General features: G+C 64.0%; 18 protein-coding genes. 6 read left to right on the top strand and 12 right to left on the bottom strand.

Translation table 11 applies throughout. The features are described from left to right. Window positions 1-3 precede the first annotated feature (3 nt). Entirely contained in the window at window positions 4-972 is a 969-nt protein-coding gene (locus B5F73_RS08715; RefSeq protein WP_087227857.1) for a hypothetical protein, read from the bottom strand. A gap of 203 nt (window positions 973-1,175) precedes the next feature. Here B5F73_RS08715 and B5F73_RS08710 point away from each other — a divergent pair, with 203 nt between their 5' ends. Together B5F73_RS08710 and B5F73_RS08705 are read left to right on the top strand one after the other, a co-directional pair. Further along, window positions 1,176-2,195, top strand: coding sequence for an SPFH domain-containing protein (locus B5F73_RS08710; protein ID WP_087227856.1), 1,020 nt, complete (start codon window positions 1,176-1,178; stop codon window positions 2,193-2,195). A 12-nt stretch (window positions 2,196-2,207) separates the two neighbouring features. Next, on the top strand, window positions 2,208-2,396 hold the full coding sequence (locus B5F73_RS08705) for an Arc family DNA binding domain-containing protein (protein ID WP_087227855.1): 189 nt from the start codon (window positions 2,208-2,210) through the stop codon (window positions 2,394-2,396). 40 nt (window positions 2,397-2,436) lie between these two features. Here B5F73_RS08705 and B5F73_RS08700 read toward each other — a convergent pair whose 3' ends face one another. The 11 genes from B5F73_RS08700 to B5F73_RS09320 all read right to left on the bottom strand — a co-directional run bounded on the left by B5F73_RS08700 (window position 2,437) and on the right by B5F73_RS09320 (window position 11,375). Beyond that, on the bottom strand, window positions 2,437-3,510 hold the full coding sequence (locus B5F73_RS08700) for a PilT/PilU family type 4a pilus ATPase (RefSeq protein WP_087227854.1): 1,074 nt from the start codon (window positions 3,508-3,510) through the stop codon (window positions 2,437-2,439). A gap of 11 nt (window positions 3,511-3,521) precedes the next feature. Next, entirely contained in the window at window positions 3,522-3,959 is a 438-nt protein-coding gene (locus B5F73_RS08695) for a hypothetical protein (protein WP_087227853.1), read from the bottom strand. Between the two features lie 41 nt (window positions 3,960-4,000). Next, window positions 4,001-4,387: a hypothetical protein gene (locus tag B5F73_RS08690; RefSeq protein ID WP_087227852.1), complete on the bottom strand. Its 387-nt coding sequence runs from the start codon at window positions 4,385-4,387 to the stop codon at window positions 4,001-4,003. Continuing rightward, the gene (locus B5F73_RS08685) at window positions 4,384-4,917 is read right to left on the bottom strand and encodes a DUF4860 domain-containing protein (protein WP_087227851.1); all 534 of its coding nucleotides are present in this window, start codon (window positions 4,915-4,917) and stop codon (window positions 4,384-4,386) included. The genes B5F73_RS08690 and B5F73_RS08685 overlap by 4 nt, the downstream gene beginning before the upstream one ends. Beyond that, entirely contained in the window at window positions 4,914-5,228 is a 315-nt protein-coding gene (locus B5F73_RS08680) for a hypothetical protein (RefSeq protein ID WP_087227850.1), read from the bottom strand. The genes B5F73_RS08685 and B5F73_RS08680 overlap by 4 nt, the downstream gene beginning before the upstream one ends. Next, on the bottom strand, window positions 5,229-6,314 hold the full coding sequence (locus tag B5F73_RS08675; protein ID WP_087227849.1) for a type II secretion system F family protein: 1,086 nt from the start codon (window positions 6,312-6,314) through the stop codon (window positions 5,229-5,231). It lies immediately after the preceding gene. 9 nt (window positions 6,315-6,323) lie between these two features. After that, window positions 6,324-7,259, bottom strand: coding sequence for a transglutaminase-like domain-containing protein (locus tag B5F73_RS08670; RefSeq protein ID WP_143803176.1), 936 nt, complete (start codon window positions 7,257-7,259; stop codon window positions 6,324-6,326). A gap of 82 nt (window positions 7,260-7,341) precedes the next feature. Beyond that, a complete protein-coding gene (locus tag B5F73_RS08665; RefSeq protein ID WP_087227847.1) occupies window positions 7,342-7,548 on the bottom strand; it encodes a hypothetical protein in 207 nt (68 codons plus the stop codon). Between the two features lie 193 nt (window positions 7,549-7,741). Next, entirely contained in the window at window positions 7,742-9,523 is a 1,782-nt protein-coding gene (locus B5F73_RS08660) for a hypothetical protein (protein ID WP_087227846.1), read from the bottom strand. 34 nt (window positions 9,524-9,557) lie between these two features. Beyond that, the gene (locus B5F73_RS09325) at window positions 9,558-10,376 is read right to left on the bottom strand and encodes a hypothetical protein (protein ID WP_143803175.1); all 819 of its coding nucleotides are present in this window, start codon (window positions 10,374-10,376) and stop codon (window positions 9,558-9,560) included. 645 nt (window positions 10,377-11,021) lie between these two features. Continuing rightward, the gene (locus B5F73_RS09320) at window positions 11,022-11,375 is read right to left on the bottom strand and encodes a hypothetical protein (protein WP_143803174.1); all 354 of its coding nucleotides are present in this window, start codon (window positions 11,373-11,375) and stop codon (window positions 11,022-11,024) included. A gap of 521 nt (window positions 11,376-11,896) precedes the next feature. On the opposite strand from B5F73_RS09320, the gene B5F73_RS08650 reads away from it, so the two are divergent. The 4 genes from B5F73_RS08650 to B5F73_RS08635 all read left to right on the top strand — a co-directional run bounded on the left by B5F73_RS08650 (window position 11,897) and on the right by B5F73_RS08635 (window position 21,627). Continuing rightward, window positions 11,897-16,231, top strand: a complete 4,335-nt coding sequence (locus B5F73_RS08650; protein ID WP_087227844.1) for an InlB B-repeat-containing protein — start codon at window positions 11,897-11,899, stop codon at window positions 16,229-16,231. Window positions 16,232-16,248: 17 nt separating this feature from the next. Further along, window positions 16,249-16,770 carry a hypothetical protein gene (locus B5F73_RS08645; protein WP_087227843.1) on the top strand — a complete coding sequence of 174 codons (522 nt, stop codon included), beginning with the start codon at window positions 16,249-16,251 and terminating at the stop codon, window positions 16,768-16,770. 410 nt (window positions 16,771-17,180) lie between these two features. Then, complete coding sequence (locus B5F73_RS08640; protein ID WP_087227842.1) at window positions 17,181-18,683, top strand: ATP-binding protein; 1,503 nt, start codon at window positions 17,181-17,183, stop codon at window positions 18,681-18,683. 427 nt (window positions 18,684-19,110) lie between these two features. After that, entirely contained in the window at window positions 19,111-21,627 is a 2,517-nt protein-coding gene (locus B5F73_RS08635; protein WP_087227841.1) for a hybrid sensor histidine kinase/response regulator, read from the top strand. Window positions 21,628-21,684 lie beyond the last annotated feature (57 nt).

Here is a 21,684-nt window from a genome sequence, read left to right as displayed (position 1 = left end):
GGCTCAAAACAGGCGGCTTGTGGGGGAAAGAAGGGTGTCGTAGAGGGCCATCTGTGCCTGCCGCTCCTCAGGCGAGTGCTCGGGCTGGTCGAGACCGAGCCTCTTCCGAAGCATCCAGGTAAAGTTCTCGAACTTCGCGAAGGTGTCTATCTGGCCATAGGTCGCCGATACGGTCTTGATCCCCATGGCCTCTATTGCGTTTCTTCGTGCCTGCGTGTGGTCGAGACGATATTGACCGGTATGGAACCTGCGGCTGTCGTATTCGAGGTCGGTGCCGAACTCGGGCAGGTAGAGGTCGCCCTTGAGAAAGCGGGAGCCGAGGAGCTCCTGTATCTGCTCGTCGATCTCGATCCTCTGGTTGGCGTGCATGACAAAGGGCCCCATCCCTCCCAGGTTCGGCGGCATCCCGTATCCCATCCCGAGGAAGACCTCCATCGGCGACGCCAGACCGTCGATGACATATGCGAGCGCCTCGCGAGCCCGTCGCACGCCCCGGGTCCCCGGAGGGAGGCGGTCAACATAGGCCCGAAGGCTCTCCACCGTGGTGAGCTGTCCCCGCTCGCCGACGTAGTCGCGGCCGTCGTCGCCAATGGAGAAGGTGGAGCAGAGATAGCATCCGATGCGCACGGTTTCGATGAAAGGCTCGGACGCGGCCATCTGTGCGTAGGTGAGTTCGGGCGAGGCTATCGTGTTGTCTCCCGAGAGGCGGCAGATGGAGCCCTCCGGCAGGGGGCGGCTTATCACGTGGGCCACGGCGCCGTCCATCCTGTGTCCCAGCCGGCGATCGGGAACGAGCAGGTGCAGCGGCCGCCGCTCGTCCGGGCCGAACGGCAGCGACTCCGCCCGCACCTCCCGAAGCCCGGCGGTCGCCCGTGCAATGGCGGCGCTGCCCGCGGGTTCCGGGAGCGCTTCGTCCGCGGTCTTGGTGAGCCAGTAGCGAAGTGAAGAGTCGAACCCGACGCTCAGTCCCATGAGGCACCTCCCCAATCGAAGAGCCCCACATCTTACGAGGCGCAACTTACCGCTAGCTGCCACATGCGCGCTCGCCCGGCACATGGCGCCGTTCGCCGCCGTCTCGACGGATTCTCCATTTGCTCAGAAACCAATGTGATATCACAATGACCTCAGTCGAGGCGGCCACCCCGGGTCCGCACGACACCAGGAAAGGAACTGCAATGACCGTAGAGAAGCAGGCCCGCGCCGGATCGGGCTGGCCCATGCTCTTCGTCACCCTCGTCGCGTACGTAGCCGCAATCTGGGGCATGGTCCAGGGCATCGTCATCCTCGCCACCGCAGAGGACGCCGGCGTGCCCGCCCCCGTTACGGGCCCCGTGCTGCTCGTGGGTGGCATCGTGCTGCTCATCGTGGCCATCATCGTCACCTGCGGCTTTTTCTCGCTGCAGCCGGGGCAGGCCCGCGTGCTCGTGCTCTTTGGCAACTACGTGGGCACCGTCCGCGAGTCTGGCTTCTACTGGGTCAACCCCTTCTACTCCCACAGCCTGGGCTCGGACGGCACCGGCGCCTCCATCGACGTCAGCCTGGAGGAGGGCACCCCGTCCGTGAAGGCCGCCGCGGCCGCCAAGGCGCTCTCCACCAAGGTCTCCCTGCGCGCCCGCACCCTCAACGGCGACCGCCTCAAGGTCAACGACAAGATGGGCAACCCCATCGAGATTGCGACCGTCGTGGTCTGGCACGTGGCCGACACCGCCAAGGCCCTCTTCGACGTGGACCACTACCCCAGCTACGTGGCCATGCAGACCGAGACCGCCCTGCGCCACGTGGCCAGCGTCTACGCCTATGACCACATGGAGGACGACGACGCCTCCAACAGCTCCATCACGCTGCGCTCCAACATCGAGGAGGTTTCTGAGTCCCTCAAGGAGGAGCTCGACCGTCGCCTCGCCCCGGCCGGCGTCTCCGTTGACGACGCCCGCCTCACCCACCTCGCCTACGCACCCGAGATCGCCCAGGCAATGCTGCGCCGCCAGCAGGCCGAGGCCATCATCGCCGCGCGCAAGAAGATCGTCGAGGGCGCCGTCTCCATGGTGGACATGGCGCTCAAGGAGCTCTCGGCCGGCGGCGTCGTGGAGTTCGACGACGACCGCAAGGCCGTGATGGCCTCCAACCTCATGGTCGTCCTCTGCGGCGAGTCCGAGGCCCAGCCCGTCCTCAACACCGGCTCCCTCTACCAGTAGGAGCGCGAACCCGTGGCCGCGCGCAAGCAATACCCGCTCCGCATAGACCCCGAGGTCTGGGCCGCAGTCGAGCACTGGGCCGCGGACGAGATGCGCAGCGCCAACGGCCAGGTGGAGTGGATCTTGCGCGACGCCCTGCGCCGCGCGGGCCGGCTCCCCAAGAAGGGCAAGGCCGAGAAGGACAACGAGCCCGAGAAGTGAGACGGGGCGGGGAGCCAGGCTCCCCGCCCCGTGTCGTTACCTAGAGGCCTGCCGCCGTAAGGCGCCGCTCGAGTGCCTCCTGGTGCACCGCGTACTGCAGCGCGACGTCGCGCGCCACCCGCCCGGACTCCACGAGCGCGAACAGGCTCTGGTCCATCGTCCGCATGCCCAGGTCCCCGCGAGCCGCGATCGCGGAGTCGATCTGGTGCGTCTTCTCCTCGCGGATGAGATTGCGGATCGCGGGCGTGCTCACCATGATCTCCCAGGCGGGCGTCACGCCGCCGTCGACCGTGGGCACGAGCTGCTGGCTCACGATGGCCTGCAGCACCATGGCCAGCTGCAGGCGGATCTGCCGCTGCTGGCTCGCGGGGAACGCGTCCACGATGCGGTCCACGGTGCCGGCCGCGCCCGTGGTGTGCAGGGTGGAGAAGATGAGCTGCGCCGTCTCGGCCGCGGTCACGGCGGTGGAGATCGTCTCGACGTCACGCATCTCGCCGAGCAGGATGACGTCGGGCGCCTCGCGCATCGCGGAGCGCAGCGCCTCGTCGTAGGTGGCCACGTCGGTGGGCACCTCGCGCTGCGTGACGATGCACGTCCCGTGCCGGTGCACAAACTCGATGGGGTCCTCCATCGTGATCACGTGGCCGGAGCGCCCGTGGTTCATGCGGTCGACGATGCATGCCAGCGTGGTCGACTTGCCGGCGCCCGCCGGGCCGGTCACGAGCACGAGGCCCTTCTGCAGCTCGGCCGTGCGCAGCACCTCCTCGGGGATGCCAAACTCCTTGGGGTCGGGCAGGCCAAAGGGGATCACGCGCACCACCGCGGCGAGCGAGCCGCGCTGGCGGAACACGTTCGCGCGGAAGCGCCCCACGCCCGGAAGCGCAAAGGAGAAGTCCACGTCATGGTTGTCCTGCGCGTCGATCCAGTCGTCGCGCAGGCCCGCGGCCGAGAAGATCGCGCGCGCCGCGGCCTCGGTGTCGGCCGGCATGAGCGGCTCGCCGCCCAGGCGGACCTGCCGCCCGCCCGCGCGGTACGTCACCGGCAGGCCGGCGATGAAGAACACGTCGGACGCCCGCTCGTCGACCATCTCCTTGAGAAAGCCCGTCAGATCCATGATGTCTCCCGTCACTTTTGGCCCGTCCAAAGGACGTCGCCGGTGTCCTCATCCCAGAGCGTGGTCGCCAGCCAGGACTCCACGCTCACCTCTCCGTTCTCGCCGATGGCGAGAACGACGTCAAGGCAACGTCCGCTCGCGGACTCAACATGCGCGCTGAGCTGCCCCTCGTTGATGCTTGCCGTCACGGCCGGCCCGTCCTCTCCGGAGCAGGCGGCGAGAAGGTCGTCCAGCCGCGCCTCCACGGCGCCCGCGCCGCGCTCGTCCGCGGCGACGCGCACGCGTGCGAGGAGCTCCTGCGCCACGGCCTCGTTGGCGTAGTCGTCGGCGGTGAAGGCAGCCTGCCGCTCGGCGAGCGAGCCGCTGGCGCGCGCCGTCGTCACGGCGAGCACGGCCATGACCGCGAGGCAGAGCGCCACGACCAGCGCGAACAGGCTGATCGGTCCCATGCGGACCTCGCCGGCTGCGGCTCGCGTTCCACGGTTCCCGCTCACTGCTCCTCACCTCCCGCCCGCGCGGTCTCCAGCCGGTAGACCTCGGCGCCCTCCGCGTCGCGCACGACGATCGTGGCGCGCAACAGCCCGGCGACCTCGTCGTCCTCGGTCACGTCAACGCTCACCGCGAGCTGGTCGACCTCGCGCTCGCCGGCGGCGTCCGCGCCCTCGGCGGCAAAGACCTCCGCCGCGTCGCGCGCGGCGACCACGGCCCGCGTGAGCTCCTCGGCCCGCGCCCCCTCGCCGCCCGCCCGGGCAAAGAGCGAGGCGAACACCGCCACGCAGCCCACGATCACCGCAAGCAGCAGGCACGCCTCCACGAGGAAGGCCGTCCCGCGCCAGGGTGCCACCTCACGCGGGCGCCGCGCGTCCCACGCGCTCATGACGCCACCCCCTCGACCTGGGAGCGGAGCGCCGTGCGGGCGGTCCCAGCGTCGCAGCTCACCGTGAGCATTCCGTCGTCCAGCTCAAAGGAGAAGGACCCGGTCTCGGCGAGCCACGTCGCGCCGTCCGTCTCGTAGGGCGCGCCTGCCACGGCGTACTGCTCCACGAGCCAGCCGTCACACAGGAAGAAGCGCGTCTCGTAGGTGCCGGTCTCCAGCCGCTCCACGAGCACGAGCGCGTCGCCCTCGGGGCCCTCGCCACGCTCCACGGAGCCGGGGGCGTCGGTCGCCCGCGCCGCGTTCACGACCACGCCCAGCGGCGAGCGCGCGTCCGCGGCGTCCGCGGAGCGCTCGTTGAGGCGCCGGTAGACGGAGGTGCCAAAGGCCACAGCGCCCAGCAGCGCCAGCAGGAACAGGACAAGAAGGACCACGGCAAAGACACGGCCCGCCCTCGCTGCGCCGCCCTGCGGCGCTCGCGCGGCCTGGACCTCGGCGACGGCGTCGAGCAGTTGGTCGGTGCGGGCGCTCATCGCGGCACCACCACCACGCTCGGCGTGACGTTGGATGCGTACGCCTCGTAGGTGACCACGTAGTCGTCATGGTTGACCGTGAGCCCGTAGTGCTCCTCCAGGTGGCGCAGCGTGTGCGGGTAGGAGCCCTCGACGGCGCAGCACTGCGCGGCCGCGCGCAGCACGGCGTCGCGCACGCTCGCGGCGCCCTGCTCGCGCAGCGCGCCGGCCACCGCCGGCCACGCCGCGACCACGAGCGCGAGCACGACGGCCACCGCCGCCAGCACCCGCGGCCACCTGCGCCGCTCGCGTCTGTCCCTGCGAGCGCCCACCTAGCCCACCGATCCCATGATGCCGATCAGCGGGAGCATCACCGAGACGAGCGTGGCGCCCACGGCCACCGTGAGGAACGCCGCGAGCACGGGCTCGGTCGCGTCGATGACGCGGTCCACGCGCGCGACGGCGCCGTCGAAGCAGGCCTCGGAAAGCCGCTCGAGCACGGCGTCGGTCGACCCGGCGCGTGAGCCGATGGAGAGCATGCGCGCCTGCGTGGGCTCGAGCACACCGCTCTCGGCGATGGCCTGCGCCAGGCCCAGCCCGCGCTCCGTGCTGGTCATGGCCGCGAGAGCGGGCTCCAGCTCGCCGCGCAGCTCCGCGCTCTCCACGGTGCCCAGCGCCTCGCCCATGGCAACGTCAACGTTGAGGCCGGCGGCCAGGCAGGTCGAGAGCGTCCCCAGGAAGCGCGAAAGCGCGAGCTGGCGCATCGCGTCGCCCGTGACGGGCAGCCGTCCCATCAGGCGCACGATCGCCGCCTGCCCGCGCACGCTCCCGCTCGCGGCCACGCCGGCGAGCGCGGCGGCCGTCGCCAGCACCACCATGACCAGCGCGACCCAGCCCACCGCAATCGACGCGCTTACCGCCAGACTGGAGCCAGCGGTGAGCGAGCCGGCCATGTCCTCGTAGACGCCAATGAACACCGGCAGGATGACCGCCACGGTGAAGACCAGCACCACGCTCATCACGCACAGCAGCGCCGCGGGGTAGCCCACGGCCGTGCGCAGCTTGTCCATCACGCGCGACTCCTCGGCGTAGTAGTCCGCCAGCCCGCGCAGCGCCCGCTCGGTGCGTCCCGCGCGCCCGGCCACCGCGAGCGTGGAGACGGCATGCTCGGGGAAGCGCCCGCTCGCCGCCATCGCGTCGGACAGCGCCTCGCCGCCGGCGACGCGCCCGTACAGCTCGTCGCAGACCCCCGCAAGCGGCGTGCCCTCCGCGCTCTCGCCCAGAAGGCCCAGCCCCTCGTCGAGCTGGATCCCGGCGGCGAGCATCGCGGCCAGGCCCTCGCAGAACGCCGCGACCTCGCTCGACGGCAGCGTGCCCGTGCCGCGTCCTTCTCGCCCGCCCTTTAGCGTCTCGCTCATCCCTGCTCCTTAGTAGACGTACCGGTCGGTGTACGACGTGCCGTCGCCCACCGTGTCGCCGGCGCCGGCCGCGGCGAACGTGAGGTCCACGCGCGACCACTCGCCCGCGCGCACGGAGAACTCCACGCTCGTCCAACTGCCGTCAATGTAGACCAGATTCCACGCGTGATAGATCCCGTCCGGAGAGACGTAGCCGGTCACGACCTTGCACGGGATCCCCAGGCTCCGCAGCATGGCGGCGGAGAGGGACGCGTAGTCAAAGCAGATGCCCGTGCCCGAGGCGAGCGTCTCGTCCGGGCTGGGCACATAGCCGCTCGTGCCCGAGAGCTCGGCGGCCTTGTCGTAGTCGTAGGCGATGTTGGAGGCGACCCACGTGCAGATGTCGCGCATGACGTCGCCCTCGTTGGCGGCGTCTGCGGCGAGATCGCGCGCCTTGGCCACGGACGCGCTCGAGTCGTCGTAGTCGCAGAACAGGTTGGGCCGCAGGTACGGCGCGAACTCGCTCTCCAGCGTCACGTCCGCATCCACGGCGTAGACCTCCACGTAGTTGTTGCCGCTCGTGTTCTGCATCACGCGCACGCGATAGGCGCCGTCGCCCATGTTGAGGGGCACCACGATCGGCGAGCCGTCCGAGGGCAGGTCGTAGTTGTAGCTCATCTCCCCGCAGACCACCTGCAGCTTGAGGCGGGCGTCGGAGGTTGCGGAGGCCGCGACGTAGCCCTCCGAGGCATGGGACGCGTCGATGACCGGGGCGTCCGCGGACGTGGCGTCGGCCGAGAAGGGCGCGAGCAGCGCGGAGGCGGGCATGGACCACGCCGGGCCGCTCGTAGTGCCGGGGTCAAAGTCGTCCGCGGAGGCCGCGGGGGAGTCGCCGGCGCACGCCGCGAGCGCGAGCACGCAGGCGAGCGCCGCCGCGGCAACGCCTCTTTTCCGGGAGAAACCCACGACAGCCTCCAGATTTGGCCAACGTGGCCATTATAGGGGAGGGGCCGCAGTTTCCCGCCCGCCAGCTAGGCAGCGGAAGACGTTAGTAGGTGCCGCTTTTTGCTGCGGCGAGGGCTTCGCTGTTCGAGCGGATGGCGGCGGTCCTCCGCATCCGGAAAGCCATTTCGGCGCCGCACTCAGCCTCGTCTTCCGGAGTGTTCCTGAACCGCGGGTCCCCAGAGACGTCCTTGTCGAGCTGATCGCCAAATAGTCGCTCTATGCGAGTTCCCAGGTATGAGCTCTGCTTCATATATGTATCCCCTCTTCAAGAGGCAGTCGAAGGCGAGTTTGGAATCGTAAACCACGGTTCCGGGAGTATCCCCCCAAAATGAAAAGCTCTTTCACGATACACGAGATGCGCACGGACTTCAAGCGCTGACCAGTACGTCACAGCTGCCCAGACTGAGAAATCCAATAGCACCATCCGCCTTGGGAGCCTCTCCTCAATTGGTGGTCCAGCCGGCCGCAGTGAGGTTCTCAAGGTATGGGTCAACGCCGGCGCCGTCACGTGGGGCGGGCCAGGCGCGCTCGAAGTCATTCGTCCTGCACTCTGGGCTACGGAAACCTATGAAGTCGGGGTAGTTCATGAGAATCGTCGATCCCGTGACCGAGTCGTTTGAGGCAGAGGTGGCGTCGATGACGATCTCGGCAAATGCGCGACGCTCATCCGGTCGCCTCTCTACGAACTCGGACCGTTCGTAGAGCTCGCAGACCCAAACGAAGTGGGGCATGGGTATTTCGGAGTAGATCAAACGCCTGAACGGCTCTTTGACCTGTCTGACGCGCTCTCTGCGGAAGTGCTTCGAGGATGCAAGAAACTGTCGCATGACAACGTCAATACAGTTCATACCTTTATTCTCTTGAAGCTCAGAGAGATACTTGCTTCCCCAATTAAGAACGCCGTTCTTGGGGTCAGCAACTATTGCGATGAATTTTTCACGCGCGTCAATGGCGTCAAGGGCCATTCTGCGGCTTAGCGGGGCAACGAGAAACGCGTTCCTCATCCTCGGGTGAATGGAAAGGGCCTGAGAAGACCTTATTGTGTAAGGAAACTGGTTGTCGTCTATGACAACGTATTCGTCATAGTAGTCCGCGGCGTCGGTAAGGCTGACCGCAAAAGGCTGGCGTGTGAAGCGGCGGGCGTGCGCGTCCGTGTCGCAGGGCTGTCCGGACCCCTCCTCCTCTACGTAATCACAGACTATCCTCGTCTCGTCTGCCCGTTCCAAGGCGGAGGCTGGGTCGAGCCGCTCCTTGTAGCCAATGCATAAGAGCGAGTGCCCGTCCTCGGTGTTGCTGGGTGCGGGGTTGACGGCAACGGGAATGCCCGACTCGACGTAGTAGTGCATGAGGCGCTGGAAAGATTCGTCTTGGCTGTCGCTCCACGAGCCCCCTCTAGGGAGGGACTGGGCCGCGTAGAGACGCGGATAAAACCCAAGGTCCGTCAAGACGCGAGTAAAGGTAAGGTAAGAGATGCCCTTTGAGGGAACGTTGCGCTCGTACGTGTAGCGCTCTTCGAGACGGCGAATCCCACTGCCCTCTACGCGAGCATAATCGGGGTATTCGTTCGAGTAGTAGCCCAAGAGATTGAGCAGCGTTACCTCGGCGCACCGATTGGACTCAACATCCTGCTTTCTATAGGGAAATGCGGAGATGTGGAACGGGTGGCCGTAGACGTTGATCTTGAAGTCGGAGACTCTCACGCGAACGCTTGCGTCATGCAGCAAAACCATCGGGTCAATGTACGTTTTGCCTACCGCCCCTTGGGACAGGGGATTTATGACGCAGGAGGCATACGGTCTCAGGGGATCGTCATCCCGTTCGCACTCGTCATGCCAGTTGTCCGGAGAAAGCTCACCGGCAAAAAACGTCAGCCGATTGGAATATCTTGGTACCTCAAAATGCTGCTGCGAAAAGTAGGTGTAGTACGAATCCCGATAGGAGGCATCGATATGAAGCCGTTCGCGAACTATGGTGAGGACGTTGTGCTCGTTCATGGCCGCCGATTCAAATAGTCTCTCGACAAGCTCTATGACAAAGGCGCAGGCCTGGCCGCCCTTGTTTCTGAGGTCGTCGAGGCTTGAAAAGTCCCTTACGGAACGCGTGAGCATGCCCTCGTCCTCAAGATTGTTGAACAGGTTGAGCAGAGAAGGCAGGCGGTCGTCTTTCTTCACGCCGTAGAAGAACCTGTAGTCTCCGGACTCCTTCCCGACTGTTAAATCTGCCACGGGCACACCTCCAACCGGCGCCGAGGGATCACATTCACTTGCGGTACAGGTACGTTCCTTCAGAGATTTCGTCAAATACGGGATATTCGCCTCCGGATAGACCTGCGAGGATCTCCGTTACATCCTGCTCCCACCGCGCGCTGTCCTGCGAGCGCTTGACTTCGAGGCGGCATACGTTTCCCGGCCCAAGGAACGAACAGTCCCATGCGGCGGCGCGTGGCTCCGCGCACCTTGGCGTGTCGTCGCCTGTGCGATACGTAACAGGAAATGCTTCTGCGAGATCTTCAAGCTTGAATTGCTGTGGTTCTCTACGGGTGAGTGGAGTTACTGCGTTGGGTCTTCCGCCAAGGCTGACTGTTGCGCCAACATATGCGACGCACAGCTGGTCCCCCTCCAGCTTCCGTGTCTTTGCCCAGGCCCTTCTGATTGCGTTTGCAAAGCCAACAACGGCGTGTTTGCAGGCGTTTCCCCAGTCGGGGCTGCCAGTGAGAGCGTCGATGCAAGTATCAAATGCGGCAGAGACGACGGCATCTTGAAGGACGCTCAGATTAAGTGGTTCTTCCGAGACGCGCTTGCCATAGAGCGATTTTGCCGCACCATATTGCCGCTCATCGTCCAGCAGCCTGTCAAGCTGCTCTCCGTCCGACTGGTTCCCTTCGGGCTCATCGAGATGATCGAGGGTCCAGTTCCAGGCCACGATGAGCTCGCTGACGAGCTCCTCAAGCTGGGCGCTAGAAAGGCGCGGCACGGGGTCCTGCGCCGATCCGCTATCCATGAGCCCCTCATTCTTCCGCCTCACTATATCTCTCAGGCGTGCCCGAAACACCTCTGAGGGTTCTAGATACACGGCCATGGCCTGTGTGCCTCCCAAGCGACTGCTGCTGTGGTCTTTACGGTGAAATCGCAAACGCGTTGATTAGTCCCACATATTGCTTTGACGTGCCTACACGTCATTCGATGTTTCGGCGGGCGGGCCGCTGAACCTTGCGGACGAGAGGTACTTCGCCCTGGCAGCTGTCGGAGGAGGCGCATCCACCACCTGCGTCGTCCGCCCATGCTGGTTTTGGGCAACACCTTTGATGTGTGCGCCAGGAATCACGTGCTTTTGCCCCTCCTGCCGTCCCAACGCCCGAGTGCGACCTGTCGTCTAACTCTGAATTCAGAGTCTTATATCTGAATTCCGATATAAGACTCGGAATTCAGATATAGCCTAGGCACAGACGAGCCCGCTCGCGCGAGAAGAACCCCGGCGCGGCCCGCTGCCCCCTGCTCGCGCCCGCCGTCGCCCGCCCGCTACCGCTCGTGAATTCACGAGCGGCACTTCGCCGCGCAGCCACCCTCGATGCGCGCGGCCACGGGGCATCCTCGCCGTAGGCCGGTCGCCCACAAAGAGGGCGCCGCCCGTTCGTTGGGTATGCTGCAGAGCGCAGCTCTCAGGCGTGCGGTCGGGGCAATCTCAATATCGCCCAGCATCGCTTCTGCGACGCCACGTCAGCCTTTATGCGCCTCCAGGAAGATGTCCGCAAAACGCGTAATCTGATGATGCGGTCGGCTTCACGTCGTCCAAGTAGCCGGCCCGCGCATGTCTTTGCCGGCGCCGATAACGGACCTGCTTGACTACCACACCGACTCTCTGCCTCATGAGATTGGGGGCATTGAGCATCGTTGTGACGAGTTTCAGCGGATAGAAGAGGCCGCGGCCGCGACGGTCGACAACATCAACAGGTAGATAGACGGCGATGGCGTTGAGCCAGAGACCGACAACGCCGAGATACGGGACGGCTTTCACGCACGCGTGTCGTGCCGCCGTCGGCCTCAGGACTGTGCCAACCGCAAAGTTCGAGCAGTTCATTGCGGCAGTTCCAGAGGAGAACAGAGATATCCTCCCGCGATCATTTCCAAAACTGGCCGCGCCCGAGTCCGTAAGTAAGACGTTGCTGGACACAAGGAGAGCTACGCCATCACCGAGCGTGTATCCACAATGCCGTTCGGGAACGATTTCATACCTCCGGCCGCGTTTATACGTGTCCGGCAGGAAAAAACACAACTCGCTTAGAAGCCTGAATGGGTTGCCTTTAGGAACATAAGGTAAACCCTCGACTCGCGCTTGAGAGAGTCAGCCGTTGAATAAAGTGCAGGTGAGCGGAATGTGAAAGAAAAAGTATCAATTATCTGAAACATAAATTACCATATCAATCCAATTAATGTTAACGTTAAACAGCGCTGGATGCACGCTCAAAACAGAATGCACCCACTCCCTCTAATGTGTGCTACGGTTACGCATATATGGGCTTACGGTGGCTGTGCCGAGAGCCCATGAGTAAGCAAGTGGACGTCATCGGGCGGCGTCCGTAGCGTGAAAGGGTGGTTCGCATGAGCGAGAGGCGCGAGGGCGGTTATCGCAAGCGTCGCGAGCTGATGAAGAAGGGGAAGGCCGCGCTCGCGGTCTTCCTGAGCATCGTGCTCGTGATGCAGTCCTCTAACATTCAGGCCTTTGCAGAGGGCCTGACCGTGGGATCTTCCGAGAGGACCGAGCAGGTCGTCATGGACACGCCTGCGGAGTCGGCTGAGGCGACTGTGACCGAGGAGCCTCAAACCGAGACTTCCCCGGTTTCTGAAATCACGGAGCCGCAGGTCACGGAGCAGAGCACGGAGCCTGTGGCAACGGAGGAGCCGGCAGAGACGACCGAGCCCGTCCAGACCGAGGTGCCTCAAACCGAGACCCCGGTCGAGGCGACCCCGACCGAGACCCCGGTCGAGACCACCACGGACGCCCCGGCCGATACGAGCGCGCCCGTCGTCGAGGACAACACCGCCACGCTGACCTTCGACGTCACTGGCGCCACGCTCACCTATAGCCAGAACGGCGAGAAGAGCGTCACCGCCGACACGGCCGACAAGACCGTGGAGCTGGACAGCACCCTTGACTTCAAGTTCACGGTTTCGCCCGATGACGGCCAGCAGATCGCTTCCGTCAAGGCCGTGACTTCCGACGGCGCCGAGTCCGACGTCACCGCCAACGAGAGCGGCGAGTACACCCTCCCCGCCGCCAACGTGACCGACGGCACCACGATCAGGGTCACCACCGAGGCCGTCCCGACGGAGGAGACCACCGAGACTGACGACACGACCGTCGAGGACGAGGAGACCACCCCCGTCACCCTTTCCGTCGAGGTTGAGAACAGCACCGTCACCCTGACCAACGCTGAGGGCGAGGAGCAGAAGGTCTCCGAGTCTCAGGACGTTGAGGTCGCGGCTGACGAGGACCTCGCCCTGACCGTCGAGCCGGCTGAGGATTACGAGCTCGAGAGCGTCACCGTGACGGACGTCGACGAGACCTCCGAGGTTTCCGGCGAGGATGGTGTCTATACCATTCCTGCCGACCAGGTTATCGAGGGATCCAACATCCAGGTTTCTGCGGTTAACGCTGCGAAGGCTCAGGGTGCGCGCGCTACGTCCCAGACCCTGAATGTCGATGATCAGGTACCCGTACATTGTACGAATAACGTCAGGCGGCACGACCATAGCTGGACGTCTTCCAACAGCCAAGTGGCAACGGTGACCACCAATAAAGATGGGCGGGGCATCTTTGCGGAGCAGCGCGCGAATCAGACGGTCACCGCGGTTGCCCCCGGCGACGCTGAAATCAAGTGCGGCGATACCGTAATCCTTAGTGTTCACGTCGAGGTCTCCGAGATCACTGTCAACTTCGACCCGAACGATGGGCAGGGCGAGCGCTTCACCAAGACCACCTCCGAGATGGAGAACGGCAATTATAGGATGTCTCTACCCACGCTTGAAGAGAGTGGGTTCAGCAGGGATGGCTACACCTTCGTTGGTTGGTCTACCGATCGGACCGGCGAGGGCCAGACGTATACGCCGCAGGAGATTACCGTCAGTGACGGGCAGACGTACTACGCTATTTGGGCAAAGAATGACGCAGAGGGCGAAGTCCGCGCGGAATTCTTCCTTCGTATCAGAGGCGACATCCCCTACGAGCCCGATGCGAATATCGGCGGCGGCGGCGCCGGCTATTTCCCTGGAGGCTGCGGCACGGGTATGTGGGGCTCCATCAAACAGGGAGTCGCAATCAACAACAACAATGCGCTTGTTGCAGCGAACATCAATGAGGCGCCGAGTGACGCTACCATTCAGACGAAAATTCAGGAGTGGAATCGAACTCATGCCGGTTCAGATAAGATGAGCTACAATCCTGGGACCCAGGAAATCGTCTGGTACGTAATCAAAAAGAGCGGTGACCATTATCACGTCGACGGCGTAATTGTTGACAAGGCCGAGCATTGGGTTTCGTACAATCCGAATGGCGGCACAAGTCACGTGCCTACCGGCAAGCAGTACATGGAGGGTGCGACCGTTGACGTCGACTTCACCGCCATTCCTAGCAAGGCCGGCTACACGTTTTTGGGATGGGATACTAACAGGAATGCTACAACTCCGACCTATACGGAGGACGGAACCAATAGCTTCGATATGCCCGACCATGACGTCACCCTTTACGCAATTTGGAGCGCAAACAACCAGACTCCGTATATAGTCGAATACTATTACGAGGGGGACGACGGAAGCTTTGAGCTCAAAAAAGAAGAAACTCGTCGCGCAAAGACCGATTCTCAGGTCTCTGTAAATGAATCCGATAAGACTCCCGATACCGGATACTACTTTGACGAGAGCAATGCCGATAATGTGCTTTCCGGCACCGTATCCGGCGAAGGCGATCTGGTCCTGAAGCTCTACTTTGCGAAGCAACACGAGATCACGGTCGAGGCCAAGTCCGACACCGTCAAGTACAGCGGCGACGAGCAGTCCGTCTCCGGCATCGTGACCGACACGTTCGTGGTGGAGGGCAACACCTACACCGTCGAGGGCCTCACCGCCTCCGCCGAGGGCACCGACGCCGGCGAGTACACCGCCAACGTGACCGGCACCGCCGTGGTCAAGGACGCCGAGGGCCACGACGTGACCGACCAGTTCGTGGTCAAGACCCAGGCCGGCAAGCTCACCATCGAGAAGCGCCAGGTGACCCTGACCTCCGCCACCGACTCCAAGGTCTACGACGGCAAGCCGCTCACCAACGACGGGGTGACGGTCTCCGGCGACGGCTGGGCGACGGGCGAGGGCGCGACCTACGACGTGACCGGCTCCCAGACCCTCGTCGGCGGCTCCCCGAACAGCTTCGACTACACCCTCAACGAGGGCACCGACGCCGACAACTACAACATCACCAAGGCCCCCGGCCAGCTGACGGTCACCGCCCGCCCGGACGAGGCCAAGTTCGAGATCACCGTGGTCGCCAACTCCGGCACCGAGAAGTACGACGGCACCGAGAAGAGCGTCTCCGGCCTCGAGAAGACCGAGTTCGAGTTCGACGGCGTTAAGTACACCGTCGAGGGCCTCACCGCCTCCGCCGAGGGCACCGACGCCGGCGAGTACACCGCCAACGTGACCGGCACCGCCGTGGTCAAGGACGCCGAGGGCCACGACGTGACCGACCAGTTCGTGGTCAAGACCCAGGCCGGCAAGCTCAAGATTACGGCTGTGCCTATTACGATTACGACGGAGTCTGCCACCAAGGTCTACGACGGCACCGAGCTCACTGCTGGCGGCAAGATTGAGGGCCTTATTGAAGGCGATGCCACCTTCACCGTGACCGGCACCCAGACCACCGCAGGATCTTCTGACAACACCTACACGCTGATCTTTGCCGCGAACAAGCGCAGCAACTACAGCACCATTACTACCAACATCGGCACCCTGACCGTCACCGCTCAGTCCATCACCCCGGGTCCGGACCCGGACAACCCCGACCCCAGCTACGTTGACGTTCAGGTCGACTACCCGGCTGACGTTCCGTACAACGGCCAGGACCAGACCTGGGAGCCGACCGTCACCAGCGGCGAGACGACCCTCGTGAAGGACCAGGACTACACTGTGTCCTACTCCACCGAGGACCGCACCAACGTGACGGGCGCCATCACGGTCACCATCACCGGCGCCGGCAACTACTCTGGCACCGTGACCCGCACCTACCAGGTCCTGCCGCTCACCATCACTGTCACGCCCGATAGCGTTAGCAAGTACGTTGGTCAGGCCGATCCGACGCTGACCTCCACGTACGATGGCTACATCCAGGGTGAGACCGCCGGCTGGACCGGCTCACTCACCCGTGAGCCTGGCGAGGCGGTGGGCACCTACGTTATCTCTCAGGGTGACCTGCAGCTCGCAGACAACCCGGACGGCAACTTCCTTGCCCAGAACTACAACCTTGTTGTCAACAACGGCGTCTTTACCATCCTTGACGCTCCGGTGACACCTGGTGACGGTGGAGGCACGCCTACCCCGACGCCGACTCCGACCCCGGTGCCTGGCGGCGGAACCCCGACCCCGGTGCCTGGGACGCCCGTGACGGTTACCACCGGTGATGACACCACCGATGACACTGTCGAGCCCGAGGAGGCCATCGAGGACGATACTACGCCGATGGCTGGTCCGACCGAGACCATCGACGACGGCGACACCCCGCTTGCCGCTGGCAAGCACGAGGACTGCTGGGTCCACTGGATCATCCTCATCGGCATGATCCTCAGCTCCGTGTACTTCGTCGGCGTCTCCGTGCGTCGCCGCAAGTTCACGTCCAGCCTGCTCGGCTACGAGAACAAGGTCCTCGACAACGACCGTGACAACGCCTAAGGAAGGAGGGGTTAACGATGAAGAAGTCCAACGTCATTCTCACCGCTCTTATCGCCGCTGCTTCCGCGTTCCTGCTGTGGCTCTGGTTTAACCTCGGCTTCAACAACGTGGACGCGCCGCTCGACCTCGTCCTGAGCGTTGTCTGGTGGGCGATCGTGCTCGTGGGCGTCGGGTTTGCCGTCAAGACGGAGAAGACGCGTCAGGAGAACGTCCGTACCGTCTACGTCGGCGACGGCCGCTACTACAACAGCGAGACCGGCGTCCGCATGATGCCCGCCGGCTCCTCCGCGTCCGACTCCATCGCCACCGTCCTGGCCAACCTCGAGTACGGATTCGACCGCGAGGACGCCCCCGACCCCAACGACGAGGAGAACCCGGCCAACTGGACGCACGTCGTCCGTACGTCCAAGTACGAGCCCGCCCGTGAGGACGACGGCGAGCACAAGGACGAGACCTGGGAGGGAGAGGTCGTTGTCGTCGAGACCGGGCGCACCATCCCGTTCAACTCTCGTGCGGCGCTTGCCCAGATCATCGGGTAGCGCGTAGCAAGAGCCTTGCTCTGGGCCGTCGGGCTTCTCGCCCGGCGGCCCTTTCTTTGTGCGTGGCTGCGGCGGGGCGCTTGTGGCGGGGCGGCACCGGCGAAGTGCCGCATATGAATTTACGAGCAGGGGTTCTTGTCGGATTTGTGGCAACAAACAGCCGCTCGTGAATTCACGAGCGCGTGGGCATGGGGCTGCGTTCTTTTAACCTCACTTCTTAACCTCACTTTACGAAACTGACGTTAGAAAGTGAGGTTAACGCTGCGTGGCTCGGCTCGTTTTCGCAGGTAAACCGTTTGATTGACTACCTCTGTTAACCTCACTTCTTAACCTCACATTGTGAGGTTAAGAAGTGAGAAGTGAGGTTAAGATGGAAGCATCGGGCACGCAATTCATGTGGGGAGGTCAACATGGCACTTCCGACGAGCATAAACACGCTTCTCAGTGGGGGCGTTGTAGAGTGGGCCAGGATTGAGTTCAAGGAGACGTGGGATCCCCAGGCGTCGCTCAAAACGATTTGTGCGTTTGCCAACGACATTGACAACTGGGGCGGTGGATACCTGGTAATTGGCGTCTCGCAGGGAAAGGATGGCAGACCAGGCGAGCTAAAGGGGGTGCCCGAGGAGAGGGCTGATACATACCTCAAAGACATGCTCAACAAGTGCAAGCTCATACAGCCTGATTACGTGCCGATCACCGAGGTCGCCTCACACGAGGGGAAGCTCTTCATAATAGTCTGGGCGCCGGGAGGCAGCGTTCGTCCGTACTCCTCTCCAAAGTACATCGGCAGAAAGCCCTCTGAGCGCATCCAGTGGATTCGTAAGATGGCAAGCACGATTGAGCCGAGTGAAGAAGCCAAGCGGGATCTCTATGCCCTAGCCAACAACGTTCCCTTTGATGACCGAATTAATCATTCTGCCGAGCTCAGCGACCTGAGTCTGCCGCTCATGCAGGCTTATCTCAAGGAGGTCGGGAGCTCGCTGTACCAGCGCTCGGAGACGATGAGCTTTGTCGACCTGTGCAGGAGCATGAACATCGTCGATGGGCCGGAAGAGTATGTGAAGCCAAAGAATGTCGGATTACTGTTCTTCTCGCTTAACCCGGAGCGGTGGATGCCGTGCACGCAAATCGATGTGGTTGAGCTGCCCGACGGGGAGGGTGGCGACCGTATTAGGGAGCATACGTTCAGGGGGCCGATTCAGCAACAGCTTCGCGAGGCGCTGCAGTATCTGGAAAACAACGTGCTGGTCGAGAACGTGGTGAAGCGCCCTGATACGGCCGAAGCGGAGCGTTTCTATAACTACCCGTTCGCAGCCCTCGAAGAGGCCCTTTCAAACGCCGTCTATCATAAGGGCTACGACTTTCGCGAGCCGATCGAGGTGCGCGTGCTTGCGGACAGGGTCGAGATACTGAGTTATCCCGGTGCAGATCGGTCCATCAGCATAGAGGGGCTGAAGGAATACAGGGCTGTTAGCAGGAGATACAGGAACAGGAGAGTAGGGGAGTTTCTCAAGGAGCTTCACCTGACCGAGGGAAGAAACACGGGAATCCACAAAATTCTGCGTGCCCTTAGGGAGAACGGCTCACCTGATCCAGTATTCGAGACCGATGAGAGCCGAAGCTATTTTCTGACAACGCTCTATGCCAGGAAGGCGGACGTCCGAACCCCTGCCGAACGTGCCAGCCTTCTTCGCGAGAGTCCCTCTGAACACAGAGCTCGTTCAATCGAGGAGCGGAGGGACAAGATTCTTCGTTATCTTTCTGAGAACCCAGACGCGCGGTTACAGGATGCCAGTCAGAACTTGGGAATTGCGCGGGGAACCCTTGATCGCGACATCCGACTCTTGAAGGAGATGGGTCTCCTGTACAGGGAGGGCACGCGAGCGTCCGGACAGTGGCGTGTCGGATCGTAGGCAAAGAGGTGGACGGGTAACCTCACTTCTTAACCTCACTTTGCGAAACTGACGTTAGAAAGTGGGGTTAACGCTGCGTGGCTCGGCTCGTTTTCGCAGGTAAACCGGTTGATTGACTACCTCTGTTAACCTCACTTCTTAACCTCACATTGTGAGGTTAAGAAGTGAGAAGTGAGGTTAAGGCAGGCCTCGTGCACGGCGTCGGCGGAGTGCCGCACATGAATTCACGAGTGGGGGTTCTTGTCGGCTTTGGGGGCAAAGCGGGGCGCTCGTGAATTCACGAGCGCCCCGTGGCCCGGCGGTCTGCGGCGCGGCGGGTCGAGGGCCGGCGCGCCCCTGCTATCATGGTCCCAAATCCAAATGTACGGGGGCCACAGTGAGACGGCGAGCGAGAAAAACGGGAAGCGTGCTGGTAGCACTCTCGCGGATGCGACTGAGTATCGCCGCTTTTGTGCTGTTTGTCGCGCTTGCCGTTACGGGGGGCCTCATCCTGCGGGACACGCTGCTCCAGAACGCCTACGAGTCAAACACGGCGCTCTCGCGCTACTACGCCTCGGAGACGGACAGCAACCTCGTGACCTACGAGGCGCTGCTCGAGTTTGGCACCGCCTCGATCGAGGCCCGCGTCTACGAGGACCAGCCGTGGGACTCCATCGAGGAGTGGGCGAGCCTGTACTGCGAGCGCCTGCGCACCGTGCTCGGGAACGAGAACATCAACCTGTACGGGGTCGTGGACGGGCGCGTGCTGGCGGTGGGCTCCGAGGCCCTGGGCGACGCCGGCGACCCCACCTCGCGCGCCTGGCACCAGGAGGCCGTGGCGCATCGCGGCGAGCCCGTCTTCACCGACGTCTACGAGGACGCGATCACCGGCGAGCCCGTGGTCACGGTCGCGGAGGCGTGCCCGGGCGTGGACGCGGTCCTGGCCTTTGACGTCTACCCGGAGAGCTTCCAGTTTCGCTTTGCCACCCCAGACCTGCCCGAGGGCGTCTCGTACTTCCTGTGCGACTCGGCGGGCGTGCCGCTCCACGCCGAGACCGACCTGCCCGAGGAGGACGTGGCCCCCTATCTCGCCGACCTCGTCTCCCGCATCGACGCGGGCGAGTTCGAGGGGCATGACGCCAACCTGACCGACTCGACCGGGGAGCTGCGCGCCGTTGACTACACGCGGCTCTCGAACGGCTGGTACTCCATCGTGACGACGCCCTACTCGCTGATCCTGGGCGGGCTGGGCACGGTCTACGCCGTCTTTGTCGCGATGGGGGCGGCGTTTCTCGTGGCGCTCGTGGCCATGGCGGTGCGCGACCGCCGCCGGGCCCGCGCGATGGAGCGCACCAACGAGACGGTGCGCGTGCTCGGGAACTCCTACTATGCCATCTACCTCGTCAACTACGACGAGGGCACCTACGAGATGATCAAGGGCTCCGACTACGTGCGCGAGCGGATCCCCCCGCGCGGCCCCTATCCCGACCTGCTGCGCACTGCGGGCGAGGTGATCGAGGAGAACACGTTCCGCGAGTTCGAGGAGAGCTTCTCGGCGGAGAACATCCGCGAGCTCGTGGCCAACCGCGTGCGCGACTACGGCGGCGACTTCCTGCGCAAGTTTGGGGAGCGCTACCGCTGGGTCAACGTGCGCGTGCTCTACGACGAGTCGCTCGCCCCCGAGGAGGTGGTGCTGTGCTTCCGCGAGGTGGACGCGACGAAGCAGCGGCAGCTCCGCGAGCGTCACTACCTCGAGCAGGCGCTCGACACCGCCCAGGGGAGCCTGGAGTCAAAGCAGGCCTTCTTCAACAACATGAGCCACGACATGAGGACGCCGCTCAACGCCATCATCGGCCTCACCGAGCTGGCGCGCCGCGACACCTCTGACGTCGAGAAGACCGCGGACTACCTGCGGCGGATCGAACAGTCGAGTCACCAGCTCCTCAACCTCATCAACGACATCCTGGAGATCTCCCGCATGGAGAGCGGCAAGGTCTCGTTCGCGAGCGAGCGCATGGACCTCGCCCAGACCCTGCGCGACACGATCGCTCCCTTCGAGATGCAGGCGCGCGAGCAGGGCAAGTCCCTCTCGGCGCGCCTTGACGTGCCCGACCCCTGGGTGCTGGGCGACCCGATGCGCCTGTCGCAGGTGATGAACAACCTGCTCTCCAACGCCCTCAAGTACACACGGCCCGGGGACTCCGTGAGCGTGACGGTGACGCAGGAGGACCGCGGGGACATGGACAGCTACAAGATCGTGGTGGCGGACACGGGCATCGGGATGTCCGAGGAGTACCTGCCGCACGTGTTTGAGCTCTACGCCCGCGAGCAGCGCTTCGGGACGGCCCAGACGGTGGGCACGGGCCTGGGCATGCCCATCACCAAGAGCCTGGTCACGCAGATGGGCGGGAGCATCGAGGTCAGCAGCACGCTCGACGAGGGCACCACCTTCACGGTGACGCTGCCCTTCTCGCCCGCGGCACCGGCAGAGGAGCCCGCGTGCGCGGCCACGCCGGCGGTGGCGGCCGGCATGCCCGAGGATGGGCAGGTTGCCGCGCTCGCGGGCACGCGGGTGCTGCTCGCCGAGGACAACGAGATAAACATGGAGATCTCCACGGAGCTGCTCTCGTCGGCGGGCGTGGAGGTGATCCAGGCGTGGAACGGCCGCGAGGCAGTGGACGCGTTCGCGGCGAGCGAGCCGGGGTCGGTCGACGCGGTGCTGCTCGACATGAAGATGCCGGTCATGGACGGCTGCGAGGCGGCCCGCGCCATCCGCGCGCTGGCGCGCCCGGACGCCCGCACGGTGCCCATCGTGGCCGTGACGGCCAACGCCTTCGCCGAGGACGTGGCCGCCACGACGGCGGCCGGCATGGACGCGCACGTCTCCAAGCCCATCGACTTCACGGTGCTGTGCCGCACGCTCTCGGGGCTGGTCGCGCGTCGGAGGGGAGGCGACCGAGCGTGAGTGACGAGAAGGGCCGCAGTGTCACGGACGCCCCCGAGGTGACGCCCGCCCCCGAGG

This window comes from Olsenella sp. An270, from assembly GCF_002159735.1.
Lineage (GTDB): Bacteria > Actinomycetota > Coriobacteriia > Coriobacteriales > Atopobiaceae > Thermophilibacter.
Note: the sequence above shows the minus strand (reverse complement) of the source record. Positions and strands in the feature narration are given on the sequence as shown.